The organism is Bifidobacterium asteroides, assembly GCF_003202755.1.
GTDB classification, from domain to species: Bacteria; Actinomycetota; Actinomycetes; order Actinomycetales; family Bifidobacteriaceae; genus Bombiscardovia; species Bombiscardovia asteroides_F.
On record NZ_QGLK01000005.1, the window covers coordinates 418,185 to 439,254 of the forward strand.

The window sequence follows — 21,070 nt, forward strand, 5'->3', positions numbered from 1 at the left end:
ATAATTTGACCTCCTTGTCTTGTATCTGTGCATTACCGCTGGGACCGTTCCCTGCGTTCCTCATCTGTGCCATACCGTGCCTGGAGCCTGATCATGATGGTTCCGGCGATGGCCTCGATGATCACCACCCCTGCGAAGCCCCACATGGTGGTTCGAATGGCAGAAGGCACGACCAGGGCAGGTGTAACCAGGGCGAACAGGCCGCAGCACAGACGGGAGAAGCCGTTGATGAAACCCTGGATGGAGGCACGTATCTCGATGGGGAAGGATTCCTGAGTCCAGACCTTGTAGAGGGCTTCACCGGCCAGAGGGCTGCCCAGATTCATGAAGGCGGTGGCGCCGACGATTACCCACAGGTTGGTGCCGCCAAGGGAAAGAGCGACCATGGCGATGAAGGTGATGATGATGCCTGCTACGAAGGCCTTGTTGCGGTATTTACCCCCGGCGATCGAAGCGAAGACGATGTTGAGGATCAGAGTCACGAAGTTGAGGATGATGCCCATACCGGTGGCCAGGGTCTGGGAGGCATGGGCATTGACCAGCATGAAAGTCTGGAACTGACCCCAGGTGTTGGCCAGCAGATTCCATCCCACATAGAAGATCAGGATGGCAGCAAAGAAACTCAGATACATCTTTTTGTTCGCGCCCATCATCACCTTGATCACCGAGACCTTTGCCCCGGTCTCAACCCCGGGCTCGGCTGCGTCGCGGCGATCAGCGGCCTCGTGGAAGGCACGGAAGGTGGGCGAGCATGTGCGCCAGAGCCAGGCGATCACGGCAAAAACAGCTAGAATCACGAAGACCACACGGCCTCCTGCCGCCCCTTGCATTCTGGAAACCAGAAAAGCGCAGATGAAGGAGATGAACACGCCGACCTGCCAGTAGACCTGAGTGGTGGATACCAGGCGAGCCGCCAGCGAATCATTGGGAGCATCATGAGAGACGACGGTCATCGACACCGGCAGATCCGCGCCTGAGGCCACGCCTGCAATGACCACTCCGACCAGAAGCATGGCATAGGAGCCGGAGAATACGACGATGGCGGCCCCCACCGCATAGAGCAGATTGATCCAGTTGAAAAAGCGGACCCTGCCCACAGCGTCAGCGATGCGACCTCCGAAAAGGGACCCGAAGGCGATGGCGAAGGTCAAGGCACCCGACAGGACCCCCACCTGGCCATTGCTCAGCCCGAAACCCTGCTGCCAGACCGTGATGGTCGATGAGAGGCCCACAATGATGCCTGATCCCAGCATGGACCCGATGCCGGCGGCAACAGCCAGGGAGCCATAGCCTCCCAGCCCCTTGTCCGCATTAGAAGTGCTGTCTGCCATATTTTTCTCCTCTGTCATTGAGGCGAGCGCCGGGCGCGACCTTGCATATCGAAGCCCGACACCGGTCATTTTTTATTTTTCATTCCATATATAAGGCGAGAGACTGCCTTGTCATGGATTAATACTAACTCACTTTTTGAAAATTTCAATCCTTGTTTCCAAACAAGACTCGGTACTGCCGGAAGCTAAGCGTTAGGCTGGTTTTACGCGATAATCATGGTCAGCAGGAAGGAATCCGACACAATGTCGTCCGCACAAGACGCAGCCGTCCCGTCAGGCAGAGGCAAGGTGGGCGTTGCAGACATCGCCCAGAAAGCCGGAGTCTCGCTGGGCACTGTCTCTAATTATCTGAACTATCCCGACCGCGTCTCGCAGACTCTGAAAGAACGCATCAGCGCAGCAATAGACGAACTCGGCTATGTGCCCCGCCCAGCTCGTGGAGCCGCGGCCCTGACCGGACAGTCCACCATCGGCATCATCATGACCGATATCGAGCATTCCCTGTTCACCTCCGTATTCGAAGGGGCTCAGGAAATCTGCGAAGACAAGGACATGCAGCTGATAGGCACCAATGCTTATTCCGATTCGAAACGCCAGACCAGCCTGCTCAAGCTCTTCTACTCACTGGGCGTCAAGGGGGTTATTCTCTGCAGCGTAGTGGACTGCACCGCTGACTTGGAGTGGGCGGCCTCGGTCAAGCTGCCCGTAGTGCTGGTCGATCATGTGGAGCCCAGCAGCAAAACCAAAAACTGCAGCGTCCTGGAGAACAACCTCGCCGTAGGGCAGATGGCGACCAGGCATTTGCTGGAAGCTGGATGCCAACACATCGCCTTCGTATCCCACTCCTTCGACTATCAGTCCATATACGACCGCTATACGGGGGTTCAGCGGGCCATGCGAGAGCAGTCCCAGGCCAAGTTGTCAATCATCGACTCACACGGAATCATGATAGAAGACGGCTATGAGGTCGGCTGCGAGATCAGCCAGCTCCCGCCTACGACAGTCCCTGACGGCATCATTGCCGGCACCGATGTGCTCGGGGTGGGAATCATCAATGCCCTGCAGGAGAAGCACAGATATCGCGTACCCGACGACATCAAAATCATCGGCACCGAAGGTGCCCGCACGGGCAACTATCCCAAGGTCCCCTTGTCAGTCGTCGCTGCGCCCGGCGTCGACATGGGCCGCAAGGCCGCAGCCCTATTGATGGACGAGTTCAGCAACTCCCGGCATGTACACGGCTCTGTATTGATTGAACCGATTCTGGTGGAGCGGGATTCAAGCCGGGCGGCATAATCTCGAGAAAAAGACATTCACCATGTTATGACCCTGCTTCATCATGGCCGCCCGGCAATGCCTGCCCTTACGGTATGCCATTCACGGCTGCTTCCCCGAAGACACTTCAGAGAAGGAATCATTGGCCACATATCGTTGGTACTTGCTCCGGGGTCTATCGGGAAGCGTCATGGAGAGTGCATTTTCTACGAGCAGCGGCTCGATGTACCGCCTGCGGACATAGTACTTGCCTAATCCCAGCGCATGCGCAACACTCTCGAGCGATTGGGGCTCCTTGCAGAAATCGAGAATCCTGTCTCGTATTCCAATGCTCTTCTTCGCAGGATCTGATACTGCGGTTCCGGACCAAGGAACGGTTGCTTCCGCCGCACCAGCACGCTCCGGCACAGAGTAGAAGCGCACAGTGAAGGAAGCCTGCCGATCCTGAAACTCTACAGGCTTATATCCACACTGTTTGGCCTCCTCGCGGATAGCCGGAATCCCTGAGTGCCGATTCTCGGCAATACCCTCAATCTCCAGCAGACTGACCAGGGTAGGGTTCCTGGTCTGACTGTTGGCAAAGCCCAAGTCGTTGATGCTCTGACCGCCATATACACCACCAGGATTCCAGCATTCAAGACGATCGGCAAAGAGCGTCAATCTGACCGGCGTTCCGTTGCAGTATGGGCCATAGTCACGATGCATCAATGCGTTGGTCAGGATTTCCCTGACTGCGGTTTCGGGATACTCAGGAATATCAGTGCGCACCCCATCCCTGATCACCGTCCTGGTTCTGCTGTTGCGCCGCACAAAGGCCATGGCATCCTCAAGCATGCGGTCAATGGTCCCTTCAAAGCGCTGATTGTCAAGGAACCGCTCTCCCCCAAGACCAGTTCCGGCCTTGGTTCCCGGCACAACCACGGCGGTAATGCAGAGGTTCGGATACACCTGCTGCGGGTATTCGCCAAGGGTCATCAGACCTGCAAGAGTGGGAGATCCACGACGGCAGACACCTGATAGCTCCAGGATCTCGTCCTCATTCCTTCTGGCCAGGAGCGGGCGTTCCCGCTGTGCGCGACTAATGAAATCATGACGTTTTCCTGGGTTCAACATATCGGAATCGGCCTGAGGGTCTACCGATACATCGTCGCGCCGACCGTCCTTGAAAGTCTCGATCTCATACAGCTGCGTAGGCGTCATGCGGGCATCGGCATCCCCGATCCGGGTGTAGCTGCCTGCGCTGATGCCTGCTGTCTTACGGTAGACAGGCCTCTCGCCCATGGGTTTGCCGTTGATGTAAGCCGACACCACGGTCTTGCCGTCAATCAGGCTTTCGCTATAGACCGGTCTGACCTCGGGATACATCTCTTTGCCCTGTGCCGTTACCGCCTTTTCCAGCTCCTGCGCGTCATGGACGCCGACAACCTCAAATCCAAGACTTTCATCCAGCCCGAATACGATGATGCCGCCCTCGTTTTGGTTGGAAAACGACGACAGCGAGTCATACACCTTCGGAGTCCCCTGGCTGGCGGCTTTGACTTCTATCGATTGGCCTTCGCAACCCTTGCGCTGAATCGAACGCACAACCTCCTCCAGCGACAGATCGTTTTGTTCAGCGTCATCTGATTGTTGCATACAGGCCCCTACAAATTGATAATCTCTGTTATCTTTATCATACAGATTTACTAAAGAATGGCAAACTTTAGTAATTGATTACTAAAATAATCGCTAAAAATTGATGTTTTTATAATTATCAATCCATGATTAACACTATTTCCAGATCTTTATCACTGTGCAATTTTTAGTCGGACACCGAGTTGGCCGTGGCCGATATTCACCCCGCCTCATTCACTGCACCGGCAAAGATACCGTGACTACTGCGCCATTGCCATCGGTTGCATTCCCCAGGGTCAGGCGGCCTCCTGCACTCTCGACAGTTGACCGGGCGGCAGCCAGGCCGATGCCATGGTGGCCGCCGGAGCCGTGCCGACTGCTGTCAGCCTGATAGAGCCATTCCGTGGCGTGGGCCAGAGCCCGGCTGCTAAATCCTGGACCCTGGTCATGCACGGTCACGACCAAGGCTCGCCCGCCCTCCTGGCCATACTCCAGCTTCCATGTCAGCGTCACCAGACCATGGTCCGGCGAGTAGTCAGCCGCGTTGGCCACGATGTTCATGATCGCCCGGGCAAGGTCAACAGCATTACCGGAAACCTGGCCAGTCTCTGAACCCAGGCGGTCATCCCTCTCGAGTCGCAGACCCCGAGCATTGAGGTACCCCTGGGCCTGGTTGTCGACCATATCCCTCAAGGCAACTGTCGTGACCCCGGATCGCTCTGAAGCGGTGCCCATGGAACCCTGGCTGATGGCCTGGGCATAGTCGGCCATCTCACGGATGGCATCCTCAATGGAGTCCAGGTAGGACTGCTGCTCCTGGCTGAGCCCGGTCTCCCCCAGCAGGTCGGCGTTGCCTCGCATGATGGTCAGCGGCGTCTTCAAGTCGTGAGCCAGAGCCGCCACCTGCCGACGCTGGGACTCCTGGGCCGTCCAGGTCTTCTCCAGCGATTCCCTCAACGTGACGCGCATCCTGTCGAAGGACCCCAGCACCCGGTTGATCTCCAGCACGTTGCTGCAGGGCAGTGAGGCGTCCAGGTCCTGCCGCCCTATGTCGTCAGCCACCTGGTTGAAGACCTTGAGCTTGGACGATATGACATGGGCCGCCCGCAGCCCGACCAACAGGAGGGTGAGCAGCAAAGCGATCCCGTAAGACGCGAGCAGCAGGTTCTGGGGATTGGGATAGCGGTCCCGGGTCTGCCTTGACGCCCACTGCGGCTGAATCCGATAGGCCAGAACGCATGGCCGCCCATCGGCTGTGGCATAGACGACATAGGTCGCATCCGGCTTTGCGCGAGTGGCAAGGGGCCGTCCCGTCTTCTCTCTCCGCTCTTCCGATGGCTTAGATACGCTATGCGCCCGATGGTCGGCGGCCAGCTGATCGGCCTCGCTGGCCATGCCGCCCTTCATATCGCCCCCCACGGGATGCCCTTGACTGTCATAGGTTCGGTACCAGTAGGCGGCGGGAATCAGGGATTCGACAACAGTGGTCGTACGGCCAATGGAGCGCCCCACCTTCTCCAGATGCTGCTCGCCATAGTTGGCCCAGAAGAAGTCGCCCCTGGCCCCCAGGTTTATCCAGACCATATATATGCCGGCGAACAGCAGAGCCAGAATCAGCAGCACGTAGAGAAAGTATCTGATGATCAGCAGAACGATGGGCATTCCCCTGCGGCTTGGCCGGCCCCTGCCGTCGAGGCTCTGCTCCATCGGCGACTCGGGCGCGCCGTCAGTCAGGCCACCCATTGGTACCCCACTGACCAGATGGTCCTGATGGGGTCCACCCCCAGGGCTTTGAGCTTGCGCCGGGCATTGCTCAGATGCACTCTTACCGAAGCCGTGGCATCGCTGTCCGCATCGTCGGCGGCCGGATCATCCTCTGCGGCCAGGCAGGCCTCCCATATCTGCATGGGCGCGTAGGCCCGACCGGGATGTTCTGCCAGCAGGGCGCATATGCGGTATTCCGCATCCGTCAGATTGGCGTTGTGCCCGTCCACCCTGATCTGCCGCGCCTGAAGGTCCATGTCCAAGGATCCGAAATGCAAGAGCGGGCGCCCGCGCCGACTGCCCTGGGAAAGCCTCGCCCTGACCTTGGCTCGGAGCTCGGCAATGCCGAAGGGCTTGCGTATATAGTCGTCGGCACCCAGACCATAGGCCAGGACCGCACTGTCCTCATCGGTCTTGGCCGTCAGAAAGATGATCGGGCAGGACACCCGTTCCCTGATGGCAGCCAGGAGGGCAAAGCCGTCCATGTGAGGCATCATGACATCGCAGAGAATCAGGTCGACCGAGGACAGGTCCATGCTTACAACTTTCCGCGACTCGTTGACCACGGTCACGGCATAGCCGTCCTTGGACAGGGCCGCCATCAGCAGGGTGGTGATCCTTGGATCGTCATCCACCACCAGGATGGAGGCCCGATACCGATCGTCCCCGGGGGAACCTCCGGCGTGCACGTCAGCCACGATTGGCTCCTTTTCTGCGCTTAGCGACCCGGCCCAGCAACGTTTGAGAATGGACCTTTTGCAGGCCAGGATTCTTGTAAGCCTGATTTCTTGCAGGACGATTTTCTTGCAGGACAGATTCCTTACGGACCGGATGCCCTGCAATCCAGTCTAATCGCTGGCCTTTCGCCGATCCTCGAACCTGCCGATCCAGAGCAAGAGGGCCAGGCCCAAGGTCAGGGTGAGGACCAGACAGGGAACCAGATTATCCACAGCCGTCACGCCGATTGAGGCACGCAGGCCCTCCCCTCCCGGCATGGTCAAGGCCAGGGCCTGCTCGATCCCCAGGGAGCCGAACCTGGTAGGCCAGGTAAAGGGTATCCACCGGCTGATCCCGGGCGTGCTCGCGACACCGGATAAAGTACGGCTGTACAGGCCGTTGAAGAGGCCACCAAGGGAACTGATGGATACCCCGGTGCCAAGGACACCAATGGCGATGGTCGCATTCCGGCCGAAGCTCAGGGCCAGGGCGATGGAGAAAAGGTAGAGGCAGAGGGAACCGCCTGCCATGCCCAGGGTGGCGAGCGCGACGGCCGAGATTGGTGCGCCCAGTCCGCCAGCCAGAGCCATGGGCAGGCAGAATGCCAGAGCCGCCAAGGCCAGGGCCAGCAGACCCAGAAGCCAGAGCACCAGGACCTTGGCTGCCAGACCCAGACGGCGGCTGGGAATCCCCAGAAGGTTGGCCATGTCGCCGGCCTCACGCTCAGTCTCGATGTTTATGGCAACTACGATGGCAGCCATTAGGGGCATGAAAGCGCCTAGGACCTGAAAGAAGGCATCGGTCTCCAACCCGGGATCATAGGGGGCTGCGGCGAAGTAGGCACCGCAGACGAGTCCGGCCGCCAACCCGCAGACGACATGGATGGCGATAAGCACAGATCCGTGCAATCTCACGACTTCCGAGGCCACGACCCGGCCGACTGTCATCCCAGCCATGTCAGTTGGTCTCCTTCCGCGAGAACCAGATGCCCGTCAGGACGGACAGAAGCAGGAACCAGACCAGACCGGCCACCAAGGCCGTCAGGCTTTGCCCGCCGAAGACAGACAGCGCAGCCTTGATGGGACTGTTGTCTTCAGTCTCCAGGGGCACACCATCAGGCATGACCTTCATGAAGGGCACCGGCAGGTTGATCATGGCGGCGGGCGGCAGGAAGGGCCATAGCCGTTGGCTTCCCCAGAAGATGATTGAGACCAGCAGGTCCACCATGTAAGGCAGGCCAAATCCAATCAGAACACCGAACCGGGTGGTCAGTGCCAATCCCACCGGTATCATCCAGGAGCAGGCCAGGACCAGCATCAGGGCACTGACTACAAAATCGACTAGGGAGGGGCCTTGAACCCCGGAAACGGCGACCATGAGTGCCGAAAGGCCCAGAGCCAGCAGGGTGGCAATGCCGATCAGAAGCAGGCAATATACAATCTTGGCCCACCAGACCAGAACTGGCGCGGCAGGCAGGGCCAGAGTGGTCCTCCACCGCTGCTTTCCGTCGAGGTTGGCCACAGCAACGCTTATCAGGGCGGTCATGGCCGGTAGGAGCAGAACATACCAGTAGTTGACCCAGGAAGGCATCCAGATATGCAATCCGAACGCGAAGCAAGCCACGATGACAATGAGCACCAGAGGGAAAGCCAAAGCCATCCTCCTGGGCGCGGCCGACCGGCCTTTTATGATCTCCGCTACCAGGATCCTGCCGAAGGGGATGCCATTGCCCCTGGTTCCGACCCTTTCAGCCGTGTCCTGCTGAATAAGTTCGTCAGTATTCCTGCTGCTCATCGCGACCTCCTGAGCACGTCCATGAACAGCCCCTCCAGGTCCTCCCCGGTGTGCAGTTCATTCTCGTAGGCCAGGCGACCGTCGGCGATGATGCCGATGTGATCCGCCAGGATTGACACTTCTGAGAGGATATGGCTGGAGACGATCACACTCATCCCCTGCTGCGGAAAGCTGCGGATCATCCCCCTCAGCTCCTCGATTCCCAGCGGATCCAGCCCGTTGGTGGGCTCGTCCAGGATCAACAGACGGGGTTTGGTCAGGATGGCGTTGGCTATCCCCAGGCGCTGTTTCATACCCAGGGAAAACTGTCCAGCCTTCTTGGAGCCCGTATCGCTAAGTCCGGCAATGGAGAGCACCTGGTCGATCCGCTCATCGGGGAGGCCGAAGAGGGTCGTGCGCACCTTGAGGTTCTGGCGGGCCGTCAGATTGGGGTAGACGGGCGGCTGCTCGATCAGGGCGCCGATGTCGTAGAGGTCCCGGCGTGACCAGGGGTGTCCATCCAGAATCATGGATCCGCCAGTGGGGTGCAGCATGCCTGTGACCATCTTCAAAGTAGTGGATTTTCCAGCCCCGTTTGGACCCAGGAGCCCGTAGACTCCGCCCTCGGGGACATGCAGGGACACCTGGTCGACGGCCCGCTGTCCGTGGCCGAAGACCTTGGTCAGCCCCTCGGTCCGCAATATGTAACGCATGGTCAGCTCCTATTCGTTTCCGTGTGACAGGAGCCAGACTAAAGACCGAAAATAAAGAAAGATAAAGGAGCGGGCTGGACACTTCTGCAAACCAAGGAAGGCCTTGCGAAAGCTTGAGATACCTGAGACAGTCAGAGTTTGCGTCTGCCGAACCCTGATATCGGACATGACCCTCGGCGCAAAAGACCGATAGAGCAAGGACTTTGCTGGATGACCACGCCGAAAGCCATGAAGAGGCTGATCCGACCTGGCCCCTCGCCTTTTCCTCGCCTACTGCTCAACTTCGCAGCGCGCTAATTAACACACGCAACCAAGGAAATCAACTCTTTTCTTCCCGCCGGGCCGATGCTACATCTGGTACCTGGCTCTGGTGCACCATGCCAATTCGACAGCACGATCAAAGGAACCACATGCACATTCGACCACTCCTTTCCCTCACTCGATTCAAGCGCGCTATCGCAACCATCCTGGTGCTGGCAAGCGCCCTGTTCTTCCTGGGTGCCTGCGGATCGGGCTCGCAGGCAGGTCCGTCCAGCGAGTCAAAGGCCACGGAAGGGCAAGGATCCTTCCCCGTCAAGATCGATCACGTCTACGGCACCACCTCCATACCCTCCAAGCCCAAGCGCATCGCCACCGTCGGATGGGCCACTCCCGACAATCTCCTGGCCCTGGGAGTCGTGCCGGTCAGTATCCAGAAGAACGCCTTCGGCAAGACCGTGGATGGAGGATACCTGACCTGGACCAAGGATGCCTTGGACGAAATACATGTGGATAAGGCGGACATGCCCAAGCTGCATGACGAATCCGACGGCATCGATGTCGAGGCCATCGCCGCGTCCAAGCCCGATTTGATCATCGGCCTGCTCTCCGGCATGACCAAGAAGCAGTACGACACCTTGAGCAGGATCGCGCCCACCATCGCCTATCAGAAGGTTGCCTGGGGCGACCCCTGGCGCAAGGTCATCACGGCCACAGCCCAGGCCATCGGAGAACCCGAAAAGGGTAAGCGGCTGATAGCCGACCTGGAGGATCGCATAGCAAAGGCCGCCGAGGCCCATCCGGCCATCAAAGGAAAGACCGGGGCGGTCATGTATTTTGATGCCTCCAAACTCTCCAAGTTCAGCGTCTACACCACCGCCGACGCCCGGCCGCAGTTCCTGAACGACCTGGGCTTGGAGACTCCCGAATCCATTAAGGAGGATTCCAAGAGCACCAAGGACTTCTACAAGGAGATCTCCTCCGAGCACACCGACAGGTACAAGGATGTCGACATCATCGTCACCTACGGCACCCCGGACCTGCTTGAAGCAATGCGCAAGGACCCCCTCCTCTCCAAGATTCCTGCAGTGGAGCGCGGATCCGTCGTGGTCATCGACAACGACAGCGAGATGGCCAATGCCCTTGACCCCTCGGCTCTGTCCATCCAGAAGACGACCAACACATACGCAGGGCTTCTGGGCGAGGCTGCCGCCAAGGTCTGATCAGGCCGTAGGTGAGGGGATGAAAGAGGGAGAGGTGGCGCATATATGCGGTCGGCGAGCAGCCATGCATCGCAACGGAAACGGACCCATGGTCTTGTCCGGGCTGATTCTGGCCGTCTGTCTGGTCATGGTCTGCGCCCTGTCCCTGGTTTTCGGCTCCCGTTCCGTCAGCCCTTCTGACATCCTCAACGCCCTGTCGACCTCCTCGGATGACATCGCGGTCTCGGCCATCCGCCTGAGAATCCCCCGGACCGTCCTCGGCCTCCTGGTCGGTGCCGGGCTCGGGGTGGCCGGGACCCTGATGCAGGGCATATCACGCAATCCACTGGCGGACCCGTCGATTCTGGGTTTCAATACGGGGGCGGCCCTGGCGATCGTCTGCTCCATGGCCTTTTTCTCCCTATCGACACCGGCCCAGTATGTCTGGGTGGGACTGCTGGGCAGCGCGACGACCGCACTGATCGTCTGGGCCATAGGCTCCCTGGGGCCATCCGGTCCATCTCCGCTACGGCTGACCCTGGCCGGTGTCGTCATCAGTTCGGTACTGGGGTCCCTTACCTCCGCCATCCTTCTGCCGCGCGTCAATGTCATCAGCTCTTATCGCTTTTGGCAGGTGGGTGGAATCTCGGGCGCCCGGTTCGACCTCATGATGCCGGTCCTGCCTCTTCTCGCCCTTGGCCTGATGCTCGCCTTCTGCCTGACGCCTGGAATCAACGCCTTGACCATGGGGGACCAGATGGCCGAAGGACTGGGTATGCACGTCGGACGTGTCCGCAGCCTGGCCTGGCTTGCGGCGATACTCCTCTGCGCCTCCTGCACGGCACTGGCGGGTCCGATTGGCTTCGTCGGCTTGGTGGTCCCCCATGTGGCACGACTGCTCATAGGACCCGACTACAGGCGAATCATGGCCCTGAGCATCCTCATCGGCCCCCTCCTGGTGGTTGGCGCCGACGTGGTGGGCAGGATAATCACCCGTCCATCCGATGTGGAGGTCGGCATCGTCACGGCACTGATTGGGGCTCCCGTATTCGTGATTCTGGCCGGGCACAGAAGAACCGCAGAGGTATAGGCATGGATGCTTGTCTCCTTCATGATTCACAGAGGCATGATGCGATGACCGACCTGCAGCGGATAAGATGGGCCCATGCCATTCGTTCGCTGACAGTGACCATCCTGCTTGTGATACTCCTGATCGCTCTCGCATTGGCCGATCTGACCTTAGGACACCGCGTCTACCCCATGAGTGACCTGGTTGGAGCGGTCTGGGGACAGTCAGACGAAGGAACCAGGTTCGTGATTCTCCAGCTGCGCATGCCCCGGACACTGATCGGCTGTATCGCCGGCATCGCGTTTGGCATGGCTGGAATCGGCTTCCAACACCTCCTGCGTAACATGATGGCCAGCCCGGACATCATCGGCATTACTGCCGGAGCCGACACTGCTGCCATCTTCGGCATTGTCGTATTGGGTTTGTCGGGCATACCTTTGGCCTGCCTGGCGGTCATGGGCGGTCTCCTGACAGCCCTCCTGGTCATGGCCCTGGCCTGGCGCGGTTCATTTGACCCGACCCGGCTGATACTGATCGGCATCGGAGTAGCCGCAGAGTTCAACGCACTGGGCTCCTGGCTGATGATTCGTAGCGACCAGTGGGACATCCAAGCTGCGACCAGATGGCTGACAGGCAGCCTGGCCGATGCCCAGTGGACCGATCTGCCGATACTGGCAACAGCAACTCTGCTCGGCTCCATGCTCCTGCTGGCACTCGACAGGAATGTCAGCACCCTGCAACTAGGGCAGGAGATGGCCGCAGGACTGGGCGTCAGGGTAAGCTGTGTCCAGTTCCAGGTGATCATCGTAGGTGTGCTGCTTCTGGCCGTCGCGACGGCAACCACCGGCCCCATCTCCTTCGTTTCGTTCCTCTCCGGCCCCATCGCCACGGTCCTGGTCGGCCGGGGAGCATCAGCCCTTATCCAGTCAGGCCTGGTGGGAGGTTGCCTGGTTCTGGGTTCGGACATCGTCGCCCAACATCTGCCCTCGGCCCAGGTGCCTGTCGGCATCATCACCAGCATTGTGGGCGGACCCGTCCTCATCGCGATCATGGTCCTCATGACCCGCAGACAGGAGCTCTGAACATCATGACGTCACCCCCGGCAGGCGACACCTGGAGCAGCGAGCATCGGCTGGCCGCCTCGCACCTTCGCCTCACCTATGGCGGACGTACGGTCATCGAGGACCTGAGTCTTGATATACCTCCACACACGATGGGATCCATCATCGGACCCAACGGATGCGGGAAGTCGACCTTTCTCAAGGCCATGGCTAGGATTCTGAAACCGGCGTCGGGGGCCGTCACGCTGGACGGAGAACCCATCACCAGCATGCCCACCCGCAAGGTGGCGACGATTCTGGGGCTGCTGCCGCAGAACCCGTCAGCCCCCGCCGGCATCACCATCGCCGACCTGGTTGCTCGCGGCCGATATCCCCACCACCACTTCGTCGAGCGGTGGACGACCAAGGACGAAAAGGCAGTGGAACGAGCCCTCGCCCTGACCGGACTGACCGACATGGCGGGGTGCCCAATCGACCGCCTGTCCGGAGGCCAACGCCAGCGCGCCTGGATCGCCCTGACCCTGGCCCAGCAGACCGACATACTCCTGCTTGACGAGCCGACCACCTACCTGGACATCGCCTACCAGCTTGAGGTGCTTGACCTGCTGAGCACCCTGAACAGGCAGGAGGGTGTCACGGTGGTCATGGTTCTCCACGACCTGAACATGGCCGCCAGATATTCGGATTGGATCCTGGCCATCAAGGATGGCCGGATGGCCGCGCTGGGCGCTCCCTATGAGGTCATGACCGAGAATCTGGTCAGAGAGGTATTCGATATCGCATCCACTGTGGTGACCGATGAGTCCACTGGCACCCCGCTGATGACACCAGTGCCCTTCCATAGTCTTGAAGCTCACTCTGGCGGGGCTTGTAATGTACACGTACACTGAGATGACTCGGCAGGACGACACCGAACAATCCAATGATGTAAAACTCTTGAAGTAAACCCCCTCTGTCCCAACCAGAAAGCCCCAAAACCAACGATTCACGAACCATGACAACCCGGAACGGAGCCCCATCCTCAGGCAACTTGGCGTTCAGATCAACCCATAAACCTCAACTGAAAGAGAGCCAGCCATGGAACAACAAGCCACCAATCATCCTGTACCCTTGATCCCCTTCAGTGTCTCCGTAGCCAGAGCGGAAACACTCTCGCCCCACTTCAAGCGAATCGTCTTCCAGGGACCGGATCTGAAGATTTTTGCAGACGCGGGCTACGATGAACGAATCAAAATCCTCCTGCCCCTCCCCGACGGATCCGTGCCGCCCCCTTCCTTCTTCAAAGCGACCCCTGAAGATCCGCTTGCCTGGTACCAACAATGGAGGACCCTGCCCGCAGAGAGCCGCAATCCTCTGCGCACCTATACGGTTCGCAAGGCCAGGCCCGAGAGCGAGCAAATAGATGTGGACTTCGTCATCCACGATCATGCCGGACCGGCAGGAGCCTTCGCAGAGGCTGCCAGACCTGGCGACCAGGCCATCATCATCGGTCCCAACGCACAGGCGGGAGGACCAGTCGCAGGGATGGACTTTCACCCAGGCCAGTCCAGACATCTCCTTCTAGTGGGCGATGAGACGGCGGTGCCAGCCATCGCCGCCATAATGAACAGCCTGATCCGAGACCACTGGCAGGGCGACGGGGTGGCAGTGATCGAAGTCCCGACCGAAGAGGATCGTCTTCCGCTGCCCGAGCACGCAGGAATCCACGTAATTTGGACGACCTGCGACGAATCCGGACATGGACATGCCCTTATCGAAGCCATGCACAATCTCCTGGAGGACCTGCCGATCCATTCGCCTATGTCGACTACGGCCGCAGCCGCTAAATCTTCCAAGGGATTCACAGAGATCGATATCGACAAAGAGCTGCTCTGGGAGACTGCCGATGCCACCCAGGCGGACGCCTCCATCCATGCCGACGACCTGTACGCCTGGATCGCCGGAGAGGCGGCCACCGTCCGCGAACTGAGGCGCATGCTGGTCAGAGACCGGGGAATGGACCGGCGCAGTGTCTCTTTCATGGGATATTGGCGTCGGGGCCGTAGCGAGATGTCCTGACCGCCCGACCCAGTGAGTGGGCAACCTGCCATGTGCGGACAACCCACCCCCGTCTTCCTTGACCTACGAGTCAGAGAGTGATCACACGAACCCTTCTGACTATGTGAGTATCAGGTCATGGGTTGCCGAGTCGAACCTCGCCACAGCACCTTGCAGGACCGCAGAACCGATAGGGAGAAACTACAGGCCTGCTTGCTATACCGCGGATTGCATGGAAAGAAACCCTGTTCGGCCCCAATGAGTCATTCCTGGTCGAATCAGCCGCAGTACTCCTGGAAGAAATTGGCGATTACCTGGTGACCATACTGGCTACCGATGCTCTCGGGGTGGAACTGGACGCCCTCCATGAGCGACCGGTCCCGCCTCAGACCCATCACATAGCCATCCAGAAGCGAGCGCGCGCTGATTTCCAGATCGGCGACTTGATTGACCGAGGTCTCATCGGCAACCAGAGAATGGTATCTGGTCACGTCGAAAGTATCAGGCAGGCCCTTAAAGCAGCCCTTCCCGTCGTTTCTTATTCCGCTCACCTTGCCATGCTGACGACTTGAAGCCCTGACCACCTGAGCTCCGGCATGTTCGGCGATGGCTTGCATGCCCAGGCAGATGCCAAAGACCGGCTTCCGTCCTGCCACCTGGTCAAGAAGCTCCAGGTAGCCGCAGTCCTCCGGGCGACCCGGTCCGGGACCCAGAATGACCGCGTCGAAGGCGAGCGGATCCACCTGCGCAAGGTGGTTCACCCGGACGATGGTCGTATCAGCGCCCAGCAGGTCCACGTAGTTCTTGACCACATAGACGAAACTGTCAAAAGCATCAACCAGCAAGACTTTCATGGGCCAGCTCCTTTCCGGTGATGGCCAGGTAGGCCGAACTCATCTTCTTCATGGTCTCCTGCCACTCGCTCTCAGGCTGAGAGTCCTCAACGATCCCGGCCGATGCGCGCAGGTGATAGCTGCCGGAATGGTAGGAGGCCGTCCTTATGCACAGTGCAGTCAGGACCATACCGTCGAATCCGAGGAAACCCACTGCCCCGGCGTACACCCCGCGCGAACTGACCTCGGTCTCCTCGATAATCTCCACGGCACGTACCTTGGGGGTTCCTGTCATGGTACCGGCGGGGAAGGCGGCCGAGAAGACGTCGTACTTGTCCAGGCCAGGCCGGATCCGGCCGATCACATCCGAGACCATGTGAATGACGTGGGAGTAGACCTCGGTAGTCATCAGCCGGTCCACCTCCAAGGATTCGGGAGTACAGCACCTGGCTACGTCGTTGCGGCCCAGGTCCACCAGCATCAGGTGCTCGGCCCGCTCCTTGGGGTCGCCGGTCAGCTGCCTGATGGCCGCCTGGCGGGCCTCCTCACCTCCGGGATTGCCGACCGTTCCGGCGATGGGCCGCAGGGTTATGTCACCATCTGGGGTCAGCCCAATGAAAAGCTCGGGGCTGGCTCCAATGACATGCACCCCTTGGGGGGTCACGAAGTAATACATATAGGGGGATGGATCCTGCAGACGCAACCGCTGGTAGACCTGGAAGGGCGGAATGCGGGAATCCACCTGGATCTCATGCCCGAGCTGGAGCTGGTACACATCTCCCTGGGCTATGTGCTCCTTGCCCTTGGCAAACCACCGATAGAAGAGATCCCGGTCAATCGTGTCATGGGCGCTGTAAGGAAAGACCGGTCCGATATCCTTAGGCCCTGCACCAGTCCGGGCAAGGTCTTCTGCAAGGAGGGCGTCAGATTGCAGTAGGCCCAGTATGTCCGCAAACCGAGCGGACTCATGCCCAGCGCTCTCCCCCTCCGGCTGCCCGTCGGGCCTGCTGACCTCGATGCCAGCCGCGTCTTCCCCGCTTCCTAGACCACCCCGGATGCCATACCCGCCAGGGTCGCCGCTCAAATGGAGCAGCGTAGCACAGTGGCTGCCAGCCCTCAGGTCCAGGGTGATGATTCCCCGATAGAGGGTCAGCGAGATGACCGGCAGGGCCGCATCCCTAGGAATGCGCTCTTCCAGGTCCTCAATCATGAAAATAGTGTCATACCCGAAGTAGCCGAACCACCCCATCCCGAAGGGGCCTTCATGGCCGCCACTGATGGCGAAGGAAGACTCAATCCCCCTCAGTACCGCGAACACCTCCTGGATATCGGGGACCGGATGGCGAACCACCCCTTGCTCAATCCGGCCGAAGGCCTCCAAAAGTCCTGCCAACTGTACGTTATCCAGCGGATCAATGGTCATAACGTGGCCCGTCACGCTCAGGGTCAACATCGGCTCGAATCCGATCACCGAACGGTTCCTGTCCGGATCGGGACCGCTCAGGGACTCCAGGAGGAAGAGCTGGTCCTCCCGATACCTGGTGCGCAAGCGCCTGTATATGGAGAGGGCGTCGAGGTCGCTGACGAATTTGTGGGATTCCAAAGTTGCGTTGATGGTCATAAGGACACTTCCTAGGTCAAACGTTGCGGTCTGGAAAGGGCGGTGAAACCTCACTCGGTGCCGATCCGGCAGATCATGGATATGAATTTCCCTTGGCCCTATGTCCGCAAATAAAAAAGAGCAACCTCAAACACCGAGGTGAATACAGGAATCAGTAAAAGAACCGGCTAAAACATCAACGCCATCGAGCATCGACATAGAAGAAGACACCCTTGAGCAACCAAGGCTGCAGTGATGTCGTTTTCTCCATGGCCACGATGCTAGAGCACCCGGATGCATACGACCAATAGCCATCCACCATTCGGACGAAATCGGTCCATCTAAATAGATGCCGGCACCAAATCCGAAACGTGCTTGCTTAGCGACAACATGTCTTGCGTCAGGAACACCAGTTGCTGCTGATTGAAATCCCAGCCGACGAGGACTACCTTCACCTTATCTAATCCCAGCTTTGTTGAAATTCTGAAACATGACTTATGCTCCTGTCAGCGCCATTGATCCAACAAGACGCCGGAGCGGCCCCGAATAAGAATACTGAGAAGCACGACAATACTGGAATGGGGTCTTTCATAGACATTATGCAAGAGCTGACGGACAGACATCCTCGATCGAACACGTAACCAGAAGAAGATACGTACCAGGCATCTGAACAGATGCAAAAAGTTGATGATCTTTGTTTAAAAAATTAAACTTTCGCTGCGCAAACCCATTTCTGCATATTATCAGACCCTGGATCTTATACGTGGACACAGCATCCAGTGAGGTGCTGAACGTAAAAGCAAACATCAATACACCATCAATGAAGCTCCCGCATGATTCTTTCGTAGTCCAGTCATCGTACAGCGTTGTAATTACTTAATATTTTTTAAAAATGCACGATATCGCTGGTTGAATAACAACATCTTTATTTTTGCAATGTCATATGAAGCCGGCAGGTTTGGGATTCTTTCCAGACGTTTAGCTGGAACATATGGGCATCTACCTGGCAGCATGATAAAACGCTGCTAATGGTAAATTCAGAATCAGTTAAGGCCACTCATCCTCGGTCGAACATTCCTTCGCGGTATAGGCAGAGAATGGAAACCATTAATTTATCGCATGGCTTAGTTGAGGAGCTAAAAACAATCAGAACAACCGGCGTTAGGATTACTAATCATGGTTACACTTCAAGATGTCGCAAAGGCAGCGGGCGTTTCTATTGCTACAGCTTCGTGGGCTATCAACGATAACAAGGACGCAAGAATCCCCCAAGAAACGAGGCAACGAGTACGAAAGGTAGCAGTGAGCCTTGGATACAGGCAAAATGCCTTAGCAAGAGGGTTGGCCCGTGGGCAATCCGATTCAATTGGCTTCATCAGTGACGGAGTAGCGACCTCGCCCTTTGCCGGTCAGGTGATTCGTGGCGCACAAGATGAAGCCTGGCAAAATGGCAAAATTCTCCTGGTTGTAGACACTAATGGCGATAAACGCATTGAAAAAGAGACCTTTGCCTTCATGATGGAAAGACAGGTTGAAGGAATCGTATATTCAACATGGGTGCATCACGCCGTTGAACCGCCAAAAGAACTTCGCCAGGTCAATTCCGTGCTGGTGAATTGTTTTGACCGGCGCAGACAATATCCCGCTGTGGTCCCTAACGAGATCCAGGGAGGTCGATCGGCAACCGAAATCCTATTGAAAGCCGGGCATCGCCGTATTGCCTTCGTCAATGATATCGATTCTTCTCCTGCTGCCATTGGAAGGCTGGAAGGATACCGGCAGGCTCTGTCGTCCTATGGAGTGCAATTTGATCCCTCAACAATAATAAGGGCTCCAAGCAATCAGGAGGGCGGATACCGCTCCATAGAGGCAGTGCTTGCCACTAAGGCCACCGCTGTCTTCTGCCACAATGATCGCATGGCAATGGGTCTTTATGACGCCTTACATGAGAGGGGGCTCAAAGTTCCGGACGACATATCTATCGTTGGTTTTGACAATCAGGAGGTTATTTCAGCGCATTTGCATCCTGCATTAACGACAGTTGCACTTCCTCAATATGACCTAGGCGTACTAGGCATCAGGACCCTGCTCGAGAGCACCGAGCAGGAAAAGGCACAAACCGATGAAACAAGCCAAACCAAGCGCAAGATTATTCGCGTCACTTGTCCAATCATTGTGCGCGATTCAGTCTTCCCCTACAATCAGGCAATTCATCACTAGAGCAAATAGCTCTCAAAAAAAAAAGACAACGCAGATATTCCCTATTTGACAGCGCTCGGGTTCTAACATAGGATTGCTGAAGCGCTTAAACATATAGAGTCACAGCGGAGTGAACATTTTAGGTACTCGTTCATATCCACGCTAGAAAGGAATTCATGAACAAGCTCTACTACCAGTTCCCCGGTACTTGGTTCGGAGACTGCATGCCCTTTGGAAAAGGAAACACATTCTTCCTTTTCCATCAGCGCGACACAAGACAGCCCGAGCCTTTCGGTCAGCCTTTTGGCTGGTCACTAGCCACTACTGAGGACTTTGTTCACTATCAGGATTGCGGCACTGCCATTCCCAGAGGTTCTGACGACGAACAGGATCAGTTCATCTATGCCGGAAGCGTGTTCCATGGGGAGGGGCAGTACCACGCCTTTTATACGGGCTATAACAAGGATTATCCAGCTGCAGGCAAAGCCTCCCAAGTGTTGATGCATGCCGTGAGCGATGATTTGTACCACTGGAGCAAAAGCCATGAGAGCCTCAAGCTATCCCCCCAGGAAGGGTACGACGCAGACGAGTGGCGCGATCCTATGGTTATTCGCGATGAAGACCATAAGCGCTATCTGTTAATTCTGGGAGCTCGAAAGAAAGGTCCAAAAACCGCACAGACAGGCCGGACCGTCAAATTCACATCAGACGATCTGGAACACTGGAAGTTCGAAGGTGATTTTTGGGCACCAGATCTGTTTACAATGCACGAAATGCCTGATCTGTTCAAAATGGGTGATTGGTGGTATCACATCGTAACCGAATACAGCAACAAGCACGGCATGATTTATCGAATGTCCAGAAGTCTTGATGGACCATGGCTGACACCCTACGACGATGCATTCGACGGTAGCGCATATTATGCCGGCCGGACTTTCTCTCTCAACGGTCACAGAGTGCTTTTTGGATGGGTTCCGACCAAAACCGATGATGACGATACTCATAACTACGAGTGGGGAGGAACTTTTGTCCCTCATGAACTCTATCAACGCTCTGATGGCAGCCTAGGCGCCAAACCACTGGATAGCATCCGCGATGCCTTCAACCCTGCTCAGAATATCAATGAAACATACCTTCGCGGGGATGGGAAGCGAGTTGCAAAGACACTCAGTCCGTCCTGTGGCGATATCTTTTCTTTTGAAACGGATGCAGAGTTTTCTGATGGCACCCGAACCTTTGGCTTCAGGCTATATGCCGATGAGGAGACCGGACAAAGCTATCAATTTGCTTTCCATGTACAACAGGACTTCCTGCGATTCGAAGCCAACCCGAATTACCCCTGGTTTAATTACATGAACATCGGCATGGAAAGGCCCTTGCGCCTGGAACCAAATGAGCACAATCATATTCAAATCATTGTGGACGACACCATAATGACCATTTACGTCAATGGCGTAGCGCTGAACGCTCGCGTCTACCGCCACTTTGGCGATTCACTCGAGGTGTTTGTGACTGACGGGGCGCTGAAGCTGTCAAGCACCCGAATAGCAAGAGGGCTTAAAAAGGAGCGCGATAATTAATAAACCATGTAATTTTAGATCCAATGAGATTATTCAACTATTTG

General features: G+C 57.5%; 17 protein-coding genes. 8 read left to right on the forward strand and 9 right to left on the reverse strand.

Annotation, left to right across the window (positions count from 1 at the left end; all coding sequences use genetic code 11):
• Positions 1 to 32: 32 nt before the first annotated feature.
• Positions 33 to 1,331 (reverse strand): MFS transporter, encoded by a 1,299-nt coding sequence (locus DKK74_RS08105; protein ID WP_045924974.1) that lies wholly within the window; start codon positions 1,329 to 1,331, stop codon positions 33 to 35.
• A gap of 243 nt (positions 1,332 to 1,574) precedes the next feature.
• Here DKK74_RS08105 and DKK74_RS08110 point away from each other — a divergent pair, with 243 nt between their 5' ends.
• Positions 1,575 to 2,627, forward strand: a complete 1,053-nt coding sequence (locus DKK74_RS08110; protein ID WP_045924975.1) for a LacI family DNA-binding transcriptional regulator — start codon at positions 1,575 to 1,577, stop codon at positions 2,625 to 2,627.
• An 81-nt stretch (positions 2,628 to 2,708) separates the two neighbouring features.
• On the opposite strand, the gene DKK74_RS08115 is transcribed toward DKK74_RS08110, so the two are convergent.
• From DKK74_RS08115 to DKK74_RS08140, 6 genes are all read right to left on the reverse strand, one after another.
• Positions 2,709 to 4,241, reverse strand: a complete 1,533-nt coding sequence (locus DKK74_RS08115) for an ATP-binding protein (protein WP_110413568.1) — start codon at positions 4,239 to 4,241, stop codon at positions 2,709 to 2,711.
• 213 nt (positions 4,242 to 4,454) lie between these two features.
• Entirely contained in the window at positions 4,455 to 5,963 is a 1,509-nt protein-coding gene (locus tag DKK74_RS08120; RefSeq protein ID WP_110413569.1) for a sensor histidine kinase, read from the reverse strand.
• Complete coding sequence (locus DKK74_RS08125) at positions 5,951 to 6,682, reverse strand: response regulator transcription factor (protein WP_110413570.1); 732 nt, start codon at positions 6,680 to 6,682, stop codon at positions 5,951 to 5,953. The genes DKK74_RS08120 and DKK74_RS08125 overlap by 13 nt, the downstream gene beginning before the upstream one ends.
• Positions 6,683 to 6,832: 150 nt before the next feature.
• Positions 6,833 to 7,657, reverse strand: a complete 825-nt coding sequence (locus DKK74_RS08130; RefSeq protein ID WP_110413571.1) for an ABC transporter permease — start codon at positions 7,655 to 7,657, stop codon at positions 6,833 to 6,835.
• A 1-nt stretch (position 7,658) separates the two neighbouring features.
• Positions 7,659 to 8,495 carry a hypothetical protein gene (locus DKK74_RS08135; protein WP_110413572.1) on the reverse strand — a complete coding sequence of 279 codons (837 nt, stop codon included), beginning with the start codon at positions 8,493 to 8,495 and terminating at the stop codon, positions 7,659 to 7,661.
• The gene (locus tag DKK74_RS08140) at positions 8,492 to 9,187 is read right to left on the reverse strand and encodes a lantibiotic protection ABC transporter ATP-binding protein (RefSeq protein WP_110413573.1); all 696 of its coding nucleotides are present in this window, start codon (positions 9,185 to 9,187) and stop codon (positions 8,492 to 8,494) included. Before DKK74_RS08140 ends, DKK74_RS08135 begins: the two co-directional genes overlap by 4 nt.
• Positions 9,188 to 9,597: 410 nt before the next feature.
• On the opposite strand from DKK74_RS08140, the gene DKK74_RS08145 reads away from it, so the two are divergent.
• The 5 genes from DKK74_RS08145 to DKK74_RS08165 all read left to right on the forward strand — a co-directional run bounded on the left by DKK74_RS08145 (position 9,598) and on the right by DKK74_RS08165 (position 14,835).
• Positions 9,598 to 10,668: an iron-siderophore ABC transporter substrate-binding protein gene (locus tag DKK74_RS08145; RefSeq protein WP_181414965.1), complete on the forward strand. Its 1,071-nt coding sequence runs from the start codon at positions 9,598 to 9,600 to the stop codon at positions 10,666 to 10,668.
• Between the two features lie 19 nt (positions 10,669 to 10,687).
• The gene (locus DKK74_RS08150; RefSeq protein WP_110413575.1) at positions 10,688 to 11,737 is read left to right on the forward strand and encodes a FecCD family ABC transporter permease; all 1,050 of its coding nucleotides are present in this window, start codon (positions 10,688 to 10,690) and stop codon (positions 11,735 to 11,737) included.
• A gap of 44 nt (positions 11,738 to 11,781) precedes the next feature.
• A complete protein-coding gene (locus DKK74_RS08155) occupies positions 11,782 to 12,798 on the forward strand; it encodes a FecCD family ABC transporter permease (protein ID WP_181414966.1) in 1,017 nt (338 codons plus the stop codon).
• 5 nt (positions 12,799 to 12,803) lie between these two features.
• Positions 12,804 to 13,667, forward strand: a complete 864-nt coding sequence (locus tag DKK74_RS08160) for an ABC transporter ATP-binding protein (RefSeq protein WP_110413577.1) — start codon at positions 12,804 to 12,806, stop codon at positions 13,665 to 13,667.
• A gap of 187 nt (positions 13,668 to 13,854) precedes the next feature.
• Entirely contained in the window at positions 13,855 to 14,835 is a 981-nt protein-coding gene (locus DKK74_RS08165; protein WP_110413578.1) for a siderophore-interacting protein, read from the forward strand.
• A 257-nt stretch (positions 14,836 to 15,092) separates the two neighbouring features.
• Here DKK74_RS08165 and DKK74_RS08170 read toward each other — a convergent pair whose 3' ends face one another.
• Both DKK74_RS08170 and DKK74_RS08175 read right to left on the reverse strand, forming a co-directional pair.
• On the reverse strand, positions 15,093 to 15,668 hold the full coding sequence (locus DKK74_RS08170; RefSeq protein WP_110413579.1) for an anthranilate synthase component II: 576 nt from the start codon (positions 15,666 to 15,668) through the stop codon (positions 15,093 to 15,095).
• Positions 15,649 to 17,268: an anthranilate synthase component I family protein gene (locus tag DKK74_RS08175; protein WP_219997364.1), complete on the reverse strand. Its 1,620-nt coding sequence runs from the start codon at positions 17,266 to 17,268 to the stop codon at positions 15,649 to 15,651. Before DKK74_RS08175 ends, DKK74_RS08170 begins: the two co-directional genes overlap by 20 nt.
• Before the next feature lie 1,155 nt (positions 17,269 to 18,423).
• Between DKK74_RS08175 and DKK74_RS08180 the strand changes: the two genes are divergently transcribed.
• On the forward strand, positions 18,424 to 19,467 hold the full coding sequence (locus tag DKK74_RS08180; RefSeq protein WP_110413580.1) for a LacI family DNA-binding transcriptional regulator: 1,044 nt from the start codon (positions 18,424 to 18,426) through the stop codon (positions 19,465 to 19,467).
• 155 nt (positions 19,468 to 19,622) lie between these two features.
• On the forward strand, positions 19,623 to 21,026 hold the full coding sequence (locus DKK74_RS08185) for a glycoside hydrolase family 32 protein (protein ID WP_110413581.1): 1,404 nt from the start codon (positions 19,623 to 19,625) through the stop codon (positions 21,024 to 21,026).
• Positions 21,027 to 21,070: the final 44 nt, after the last annotated feature.